General features: G+C 63.8%; 8 protein-coding genes. 2 read left to right on the plus strand and 6 right to left on the minus strand.

The window, feature by feature from the left end:
- From TX78_RS04590 to TX78_RS04615, 6 genes are all read right to left on the minus strand, one after another.
- The coding region (locus TX78_RS04590) for a hypothetical protein (protein ID WP_044494070.1) at positions 1 to 564 on the minus strand (564 nt) is incomplete at its 3' end.
- Positions 561 to 1,751: a variant leucine-rich repeat-containing protein gene (locus TX78_RS04595; protein WP_044494072.1), complete on the minus strand. Its 1,191-nt coding sequence runs from the start codon at positions 1,749 to 1,751 to the stop codon at positions 561 to 563. The genes TX78_RS04595 and TX78_RS04590, both read right to left, overlap by 4 nt.
- A gap of 151 nt (positions 1,752 to 1,902) precedes the next feature.
- Complete coding sequence (gene pdxT / locus TX78_RS04600; RefSeq protein ID WP_044494074.1) at positions 1,903 to 2,520, minus strand: pyridoxal 5'-phosphate synthase glutaminase subunit PdxT; 618 nt, start codon at positions 2,518 to 2,520, stop codon at positions 1,903 to 1,905.
- Positions 2,517 to 3,422 carry a pyridoxal 5'-phosphate synthase lyase subunit PdxS gene (gene pdxS, locus TX78_RS04605; protein ID WP_081652566.1) on the minus strand — a complete coding sequence of 302 codons (906 nt, stop codon included), beginning with the start codon at positions 3,420 to 3,422 and terminating at the stop codon, positions 2,517 to 2,519. The genes pdxT and pdxS overlap by 4 nt, the downstream gene beginning before the upstream one ends.
- 116 nt (positions 3,423 to 3,538) lie before the next feature.
- Positions 3,539 to 4,345 carry a PspA/IM30 family protein gene (locus TX78_RS04610; RefSeq protein ID WP_044494434.1) on the minus strand — a complete coding sequence of 269 codons (807 nt, stop codon included), beginning with the start codon at positions 4,343 to 4,345 and terminating at the stop codon, positions 3,539 to 3,541.
- A 114-nt stretch (positions 4,346 to 4,459) separates the two neighbouring features.
- Positions 4,460 to 6,022 (minus strand): hypothetical protein, encoded by a 1,563-nt coding sequence (locus tag TX78_RS04615; RefSeq protein WP_049897453.1) that lies wholly within the window; start codon positions 6,020 to 6,022, stop codon positions 4,460 to 4,462.
- A 117-nt stretch (positions 6,023 to 6,139) separates the two neighbouring features.
- Between TX78_RS04615 and TX78_RS04620 the strand changes: the two genes are divergently transcribed.
- On the plus strand, positions 6,140 to 7,930 hold the full coding sequence (locus TX78_RS04620) for a S1C family serine protease (RefSeq protein ID WP_049897455.1): 1,791 nt from the start codon (positions 6,140 to 6,142) through the stop codon (positions 7,928 to 7,930).
- A gap of 59 nt (positions 7,931 to 7,989) precedes the next feature.
- Positions 7,990 to 8,748: a PIG-L deacetylase family protein gene (locus tag TX78_RS04625; RefSeq protein ID WP_044494441.1), complete on the plus strand. Its 759-nt coding sequence runs from the start codon at positions 7,990 to 7,992 to the stop codon at positions 8,746 to 8,748.
- Positions 8,749 to 8,819: the final 71 nt, after the last annotated feature.

The following is an 8,819-nucleotide window of genomic DNA, read 5'->3' on the forward strand; positions in this document are numbered from 1 at the left end:
CTGCTCAACGCCATCGGGGTCCACGGTACGGGCCAGCTTCAGCGCGATGTCCTCGCCGCCGTGCTGAAGCGCCAGCACCTCACCCACCCGGTAGAGCTGCTGCAGGTACCAGTGCTGGAGCAGAATGTTCTCCGCACTATTACCTGGGTGCGCCAGATTCGTCGGATTATAGGCGAAGAGCCCCTCCTGCTGACCGAACAACTCTGGATGATCCTCGCTGAGCTGCGCATAGTGCCACAGCAGCTGGTAGCGCTGGGCCTGCGACACCTCGCCCGATCGGAACTCCGCGAAGCTCATCTGCGCCAGCTCGTCCATGCTGTGCTCTGTAGGCGATGCCGTGGGTTCAGGCGCTGCGCTTGCAGCATCTGCGGCCAGCGCCGCTGGAACATTCTGCCCTGTCCCGGTGTGTGGACCAGCGTCAGCGTCCTGCGGCGAGCAGGCAATCAGCGATAAGCCAAGCACAGACATGACGACGACACCGCGGACACCCTGCCTCAGTGGACCGCTCTCATGGGGTGCTGCAGGACGCCAGGCGGAGTTCTTCTTAGGCAGCACAGCAGTCACTGCTCGTTGAGGGTGTAGTACTCACGGGCTACTTCAAAGCCGCCGCCTGTGCGGGTGGACCAGCACTCAAAGTGGGTGGATTCAGCGACGCAGGCGAAGTCACCTGAGCTCGCGGCTTGACCATAGTTCAGGGAGACCGGCTGCTGGCTCACGTTCGAGGCGCACGCAGTCTCCACGGCGCCGTCGTCGCTGACGGTGAAGGTCACCCCGTTCTCGCAGTTCTCCGGAGCATCGAATTCGTACTCCAGGATGGTGCAGCTGAAGGACTCTCCCTGCACAGCACAGTGGATATTGCCGCTGGGAGCCGAGAAACCATCCAAGGGCAGTGCACCGGATGGAGCCGGGCGAGCCGCGTCGTCATCTGAGGTTTCGTCGTCCTCAGTGGGACTTTCGGTGGGGCTTTCTGTGGGGGTGGGCGTGGGAGAGTCCGCGACGTCGTCCGTGGGTTCAGCGGTCGCTTCGGGTGTGCCCTCGGTGGGGGAGGGACTGGGCTGTTCCTCCACGATGCCCTGATCAGTTTCTTCGGCGTCGTCGCCGGTGAATATTGTGAACAGGCCGAGGACCGCGGCAATCACACCAACGACCAGTAGCAGAAGCAAAAAGATCAAGACACCGGCGCCTCCTCGGCGACGGCGTGGCGGCTCGTCTTCTACATATTCCGGGGCCGCTGCCGGATAACCAGTGTAGGCCGGGCCCGGGTAACCGGCGGGCTGGTGCTGGTGGTAGCCACCAGCTCCTGCAGTGTGTCCATGGGGCTGCTGATAGCCGTGCGGCTGCTGATAGCCCGCGGGCTGATCCTGATAACCGGTGTGGTCATCGTCATCGGGATAGTAGTTGGCTTCGCGCTGGGCTCCGAACTCTTGGGTCCCGAACTCCTGGGCCCCAGAGTCTTGGGCTGGAATTGCCTGGGTCGGAAACGCCTGAGTGGGCTGGTCCGTGGCAGCACCCTGTGAGGGAAGAATCTGGGTGAAGTCCTGGGTCTGCTGGTGTCTGCGGGCGATCGCGGCGTCAATGGCGGGATCGCCCAGTCCGCCCAGCCACTGAAGCAGTTCCGGGTAGGTATTGGGGTTCTGGGCGATCTGCGGCCGCAGCTCGGGCCTGCTCCGGGCCAGCTCGTAGAGTTCAGCCTGCGAAGTGCGCGGATCGGCAGCTCTTAAGGCGTCGTGTCCCTGCTGTCCCTGGCTCATAGTGTCCCCTGACGTGCTTCAACTTCGCTGCCGGCAGTTGCCGCAGCTCACCACATCATGCCAAAACTACGGCGCACTCTGCAGAAGAAGCGCTGGCACAGGCTGCACCGACTGCTTCGCTTCGGCGCTAGCTGGGCCAGGTGGCAGCCTCTTAGGAGGTCGCCAATCCCACGAAGTACTGATGCAACCGGTAGTCGCTGGTGAGCTCGGGGTGGAAACTGGCGGCCAGCAATCGTCCTTGACGGACTGCCACCGGATGCCCTTGCGCTTCAGCAAGAACCTCCACATCAGCGCTGCGGATCTCCTCGATCACCGGGGCTCGGATGAATACCGCCTCCAGCGGCCGGTCCGGTTCACCGATTCCCTGTACCGGCAGCTCGGTGGTGAAGGAATTCAGTTGCGAGCCGTAAGCATTGCGCCGTACGACGACGTCGAGCCCCCGGATCCGCTCGAATCCCTCCAGCGCCTGGGCATCGGCGACGCTCTCGGCGAGCAGGATCAGCCCAGCACAGGTGCCGAAGACCGCCAATCCTGCTTCGCGGTGTTCTCGCACCGCCTCGAACATCTTCACCGGGGCGGCGATTCTGGCCATCGCGGTGGATTCGCCGCCGGGAACCACTAAGCCGTCGAGTCCATCAAGTTCCGCCGGACGGCGTACGATCCGCACTGCAGCGCCAGAGGCCTGCAGGGCTGCGGCGTGCTCGGCCACAGCACCCTGCAGAGCCAGGACACCGATCAGTGGCCCGGCACTGACGTCCTCAACGGTCACCAGCCGCGCTCAGCCAGGCGGTGCGGGGCTGGGACATCAGCCACATTGATTCCCACCATGGCTTCGCCCAGGCCCTTAGAGGCCTCAGCAATCACCGCTGGGTCGTCATAGTAGGTGGTGGCCTTGACGATGGCCGCCGCGCGCGCAGCGGGGTTGCCGGACTTGAAGATGCCTGAACCGACGAAGACGCCGTCGGCGCCCATCTGCATCATCATGGCGGCATCAGCAGGTGTGGCCACACCGCCGGCAACAAAGAGCACCACTGGAAGCCGGCCCTCAGTGGCAATCTGCTTGACCAGATCGTAGGGTGCCTGGAGTTCTTTGGCCGCCACGTAGAGCTCATCCTCGGCAAGAGAGGTCAGCTGGGCGATCTCTGCGTTGATGGTCCGGATGTGCTTCATCGCTTCGGAGACGTCCCCGGTGCCGGCCTCGCCCTTGGAGCGGATCATCGATGCGCCCTCGGTGATGCGGCGCAGCGCTTCGCCCAGGTTGGTCGCACCGCAGACAAACGGCACCTTGAACTTGGACTTATCGATGTGGTGGATGTAGTCCGCGGGGGAGAGGACCTCGGACTCATCGATGTAGTCCACCTTCAGGTGCTCGAGCACCTGGGCTTCCACAAAGTGCCCGATGCGGGCTTTGGCCATGACCGGGATGGAGACGGCGTCGATAATGCCGGAGATCAGATCCGGGTCGCTCATCCGGGCCACGCCTCCGGTGGCACGAATATCTGCCGGGACTCGCTCAAGGGCCATCACCGCGACGGCGCCGGCTTCTTCTGCGATCTTCGCCTGCTCGGGGGTGACCACATCCATGATCACACCGCCTTTGAGCATCTGGGCCAGTCCGGTATTGACTGCGGTGGCTCCGGTGGCGGGGGTGCCGTTGACGGTCTCGGTCACAGGGGTATCTCCTTAGGACACATGCAAATGGAGGGCAAGCCTTTCGGCTCGCCCTCCATTAGATCAGAGTTCACCTTCCGTTCACCAGGCAGTGGACGGTGGCGCGACTCATGGGGTCATGCTTTGTCTGATTCAGTCTCCAGGGAGGCGAAATCAGATTCGGTCACACCGGTTCCGGACTCATTACCGGTGCCGATGGCAGCCGGTGTGGATCCGCCGGACTTCAAGGCAGCCAGACGAGCTTCGATCTCAGCCTGCTCGCCGAGGTCCTCGAGCTGTTCGAACTGCGCGTCCAGTGAGGAGGCCGCCAGCTCGTTCTGTCCGCGCACCCGGGCTTCTTCGCGGCGGATCTTCTCTTCGAAGCGTCCCACTTCGGAGGTGGGGTCCATGATGTCGATGGCCTTGACGGCGTCGTGCACCTGGGACTGTGCGTGGGCGGCCTTGGAACGGGCTACCAGCTCATCGCGCTTGGAGATCAGCTGCTGGCGCTTGGTCTTCATCTGCTCCAGGCCGGTGCGCAGACGCTCCACGATCTCGCGCTGGGACTGGATAGTTGGCTCAGCGCCCTTGGCTGAACTTTCAGCGTCGATCTGACGCTGGATGGCCACCTTTGCGAGGTTGTCGAACTTTGCGGCGTTTTCCTGATTGCCCTCAGTGCGGAATTCGTCGGCCTTGCGGGAGGCGGCCAGCGCCTTCTGGCCCCAGGAGCGCGCAGTCTCCAGGTCTTCCTTGTAATCGTCTTCCATCATGCGCAGGTTGCCGATGGTCTGGGCGACGGCCTCTTCAGCCTCACGGATGTTGTTGGTGAAATCGCGCACCATCTGATCCAGCATCTTCTCGGGATCCTCAGCACGATCGAGCATCGCGTTGACGTTGGCGCGGATCAGCTGGGACATCCGACCGAAAATGGACTGTTTGCTCACGGTGATCACCTTTCCTTGGGGACCTTGGCTCAGATCACATTGTCGATACTAGCGGCCACAGCCGGGACAGCATCAGCCTTCAGGCGGAGATTTCTCTCCACCTGAAGGTGCTGATCAGAACATCCGCCGACGACGGCGACCGCCCCGGCTGGTCATCCGTGCCATCCGCATTCCGGTTCTCAGAGCGCGGTTGATCTCGTTCTGGCCACCCATGGCACTTCCGCCGTAGCCAGTTCCACCGAAGCCGGTGCCGCCTCCGGTGCCGAAACCGCCGAATCCGCCCCCTGTGCCGTAGCCGTAACCGCTTCCGAGGCTGGTCCGCCCGAAGGGACTACCACCCATGTTCTGCATATTATTGGTGGCCGCTTCCTGCTGGGCGATCTGGGCCGCCTGGACGGCCAATGCCTTAGCGCGCTGGGCCAGTTCCACAGCGCGTGAAGGCTGGGACTCACCGATGGATTCGGCTTCGGTGAGGCAGCGTTCGGCTTCAGCCATTCGAGTGCGGGCAGTGGAGGAAACCCCGTAACGGCGCGAGCGCAGGAAATCCAGCGAGGACTGGACCTGGCTGCGGGCAGTCAGCAGTTCGTTCTGCAGCATGTCCCGGGCACGGCGATCCTGGGCCTGCCGGTCGCGTACGGAGTTCAGCGGCTCATCGAGTTCACGGTGGGCCAGCTCCAGGCCGTGGAGGAGCTCAAGGGGGTTGATGCGGCGCCCGGAGTCCAGAGCCCGCTGGGTGCGTTCGACGGCGGACTCGGCAGCGGCAATGGGTCCTGCCAGTTCTGGGGCCTGCCCGGCCTGGTAGGTGGCCTTAGCCTGGGCGATATCCTGGGTGGTCTGGGCGATGCCGATATCCAGGTTCCGTCCTGCTTTGCGCAGATGGTCCTCTGTCTGTTCCATGGAATCCAGCAGCGCGTTGGCGTCTGCGGCAGCCTGTTCCCCGGAGTGAAGTGCCAACACGGCCTCGGCGGTATCTGCCCGGGCGATGCAGTCAGCTGCTGCGCTCACAGCCTGCTCAGCTGCTGTCAAGGCTTGACCAGCTTGGTCCAGGTTGTCGCGGTACTGGTCCAGGACGTCGTCGTCATAGCTGATTGCCAGGTTCTGCAGAGTAGCGTGTGCCTGCTTATGACGTGGCTTCAGCTCCGCCAGATGAGCGCGCAACTGCTGCAGGACTGGCTCGGGATTGCGCTCTAGGTTGCGCAGACCCTCGAATTCCTGCTGGTGGGACTGCAGGGTCTGGTTGACTTTCTCGCAGCTGTGGATGATCCGCTTATAGAACTCGCGTGCCTCGGCCTCACCTTCGGGGTGGGACTGATCCACCTGTTGCTGCAGACGGAATGACTCGCGTAGGTGGCTTTTGGCCTCGTCGATGTCCTTCTGGAAGGGCTTGACCTGATCGTCTCCATAGGAGGCGGAGGCAAAGAGCAGCTCCTGTTCGCTGGAGGCAACGGCATTATCGGCAGCGACAAGCATCTCACCGGCCTGCAGTCGCAGCTCGTCGGTTGACTTGGCATCCAGTGGGTCTGGCGGGGCCTGGTTCTGCGGCAGCTGGTCCTGCTGGGGGGCACTGTAGAGGCGCTTCTGCTGCTTATTTCCGTTTGAAAGCCATACCGCTCCCACCCCGAGCAGTGCAAGAATTCCAGCACCGATAATGAGGGCGCCGATCAGCGCGCCGCTCACGACACGGGTTCCGTCATAGTTTCTGGCACCATTCTTAGGAGTCTATTAGGTAGGTATGGCATCGTCTATGGACGTGAGAGTCAGCTTCATTCCTTCGATGTAGGAGCACCGCGCATCATGTCACAGGATCCCCAGGGCCCCGCCGAGAACCCACGGCCTTCACAGGATCAGTACCCGGAACACCCGAGCCCGCACCCGGGTCCGTCCCCGGATGATCCACGTCCTGAACCTCAGCAGCATGAATCCGCCGAAAGCGGTGAGGGCACCCAGTCAGCCGAGCCATCAGCTCACCCGGAGCCTGGGCCGGTGACTCCGGGGTGGGGTGCCGCAGCAGGCCCCCGGGCCCAGGATCAGCCCGAGCGTTTTGTGCACCCCTATGGACACAACCAGCCTGCACAGGGACCGTACGGTCAGAACCCGTACGGTCAGGGCCAGTCTGCACAGCCCCAATACGGCCAGAACCAGCAGCGCCGCGCCCATCACCCGCAGTTCGAACAGCACGAAGGGCACCAGCACTCCCACCCCTACACTGCACAGCAGGCAGACCAGGGAGAATCCTCGGTCTCCAGCACCCACCAGGACGCATACGTTTACGGCCAGGGGCACAACCCCTGGACTAACCCGGCCGAGCAGCAGCGCGAGCCAAGGCGGGGGATGGGCGCAGGCGGCGTCGTCGCTATTGCGCTGGTGGCCAGTCTGCTCGGCGGCGGCGTCGGTGCGGCAGGCTATTCAGCGCTGAGCCAGGATGCTGAGTCCACCCGAGAGATCAGCCAGGGCCCGGCGGGGATTGAGATCAATACCCCCGAATCCGCCACCGCGGTGACGGCTGCCGCAGCCAAAGCGTCTCCGTCTGTGGTGACTCTGGGAGTCACCGACGGTGGTAGCAGTCAGGGATCTGGATCCGGCATCATCCTCGATGACGAAGGCCACGTGCTGACCAATACCCATGTGGTGACTCTGGGTGGCACCGTGTCAGATGCCACCATCCAGGTGCGCCTGGATGACGGCCGAGTGACCACCGCAGAAATCGTCGGAACTGACCCGCTCAGCGACCTCGCCGTCATCCGCCTCGCCGATACCGAGAACCTCACCCCCGCGGAGATCGGCAGTTCCGGTGAGCTCAACGTGGGTGATCAAGCCGTGGCCATCGGTGCTCCGCTGGGGCTCTCCGGTACCGTCACCGACGGCATCATCTCCACGCTGGACCGCACGATCCAGGTCGCATCTGCCGCAGTGGAGGACGAAGGCGGGGACGTTCCGCAGCAGGAGCCCGAAGAGGGCGAGGAAGAAGGACCGGGAGAGGGCTTTGAGTTCTACTTCCCGAACCAGCCGCAGTCGCCAACCCAGGGTGCGATCTACCTCAACGTCATCCAGACCGACGCCGCCATCAACCAGGGCAACTCCGGCGGCGCGCTGGTTGACGCTGAAGGACGGATCATCGGGGTCAACGTGGCGATCGCCTCCACAGGTGGTGGCGGGGGCCCCTTCGCCAGCGAACAGGCCGGAAGCATCGGCGTGGGCTTCGCGATCCCCATTGACTACGCCCAGCGCATCGCCCAAGAGCTCATTGACAACGGAGAAGCCAGCCATGGGCTGCTGGGCGTCAGCGTGGCACCGGCCTCGCCCGACGCTGAAGTCAACCGGCGCATTCTCGCCCAGGACGGTCCCGTCAGCGCCGGCGGCTTCACCTCCGGCGCCCTGGTGAGCGAAGTGAGCCCCGAGTCCCCGGCCGGTGAGGCGGGACTGGAGGTCGGCGATGTCATCACCCATGTGGAGGGACGTCACGTGGAGGACGCCACCGCGCTGACTGCCACCGTGCGTGAATACGCCGCAGGGGAGAGCATTTCTTTGACCGTGCAGCGCGACGGTGAAGAAATCACCGTAGACGTCACCCTCAGCCGACTGTGAGCGGCACATTGTCTGATGCAGCAGGTGCTGGAACCCCCAGCGGTCCCTCCGGAGGTGCGCTGACCGGTTTGGTGCAGCCCCAGCAGCTGGTCCATCAGCTGGGGCTGCGTCGGGCGCTGGCCTTCGCCGCACATCCCGACGATGTGGACTTCGGGGCCTCCGCCACCATCGCCGCGCTGACCGCCGACGGCGTGGAGGTCATCCTGTGCCTGCTGACCTCCGGGGATGCCGGAGGATTCGACCCCTCCCGCAGCCCGCAGGAGACTGCCCGGCTCCGGGCGCAGGAGCAGCAGGAAGCTGCCGCCGTCGTCGGAATCAACGAGGTCATCCTGCTGGATGAGCGCGATGGTTTTGTGGAGCCCAACTATGAGCTGATCGGCAAGATCGTGAGAGTGATGCGTCAGGTGCGCCCGGATGCGGTGTTCTCACTGCACCCGGAGCGGGCCTGGGACCGGCTGCAAAAGGCCCATCCAGACCATCTAGCCTGCGGAGAAGCTGTGGTCCGTGCGGCCTACCCTGCGGTGGAGAACCCCTTCGCCTACCCTGAGCTGCAGGAAGCCGGTTTGGAGGCCTTCAAGATTAAACACCTGCTGCTCTATGGGGCACCGGCGCAGCATGCTCAGCTGAGAGTAGATGTCAGCGGGTACCAGGAGCAGAAGATCCAGGCCCTGGGACGGCACTTCAGCCAGCATCGCGACGCTCAGCGGATGGTGGAGTTCGTCAACGCACAAATGCGCAGCACCCACGGTGGCGAGGGCTTCGCCGAGGACTTCCACCATGTAGTGGTGAACTCCCCGGACACCATCTCAGGGTTCTGAGCTGGTCCCGCGGGCGGGGAAACCCCGCCACGCTCTCGCTCGGCTCACGCCGAGCTTCACGCCTAAAGCTA

The organism is Nesterenkonia massiliensis, from assembly GCF_000455245.1.
In the GTDB taxonomy this organism is placed as follows: Bacteria; Actinomycetota; Actinomycetes; order Actinomycetales; family Micrococcaceae; genus Nesterenkonia; species Nesterenkonia rhizosphaerae.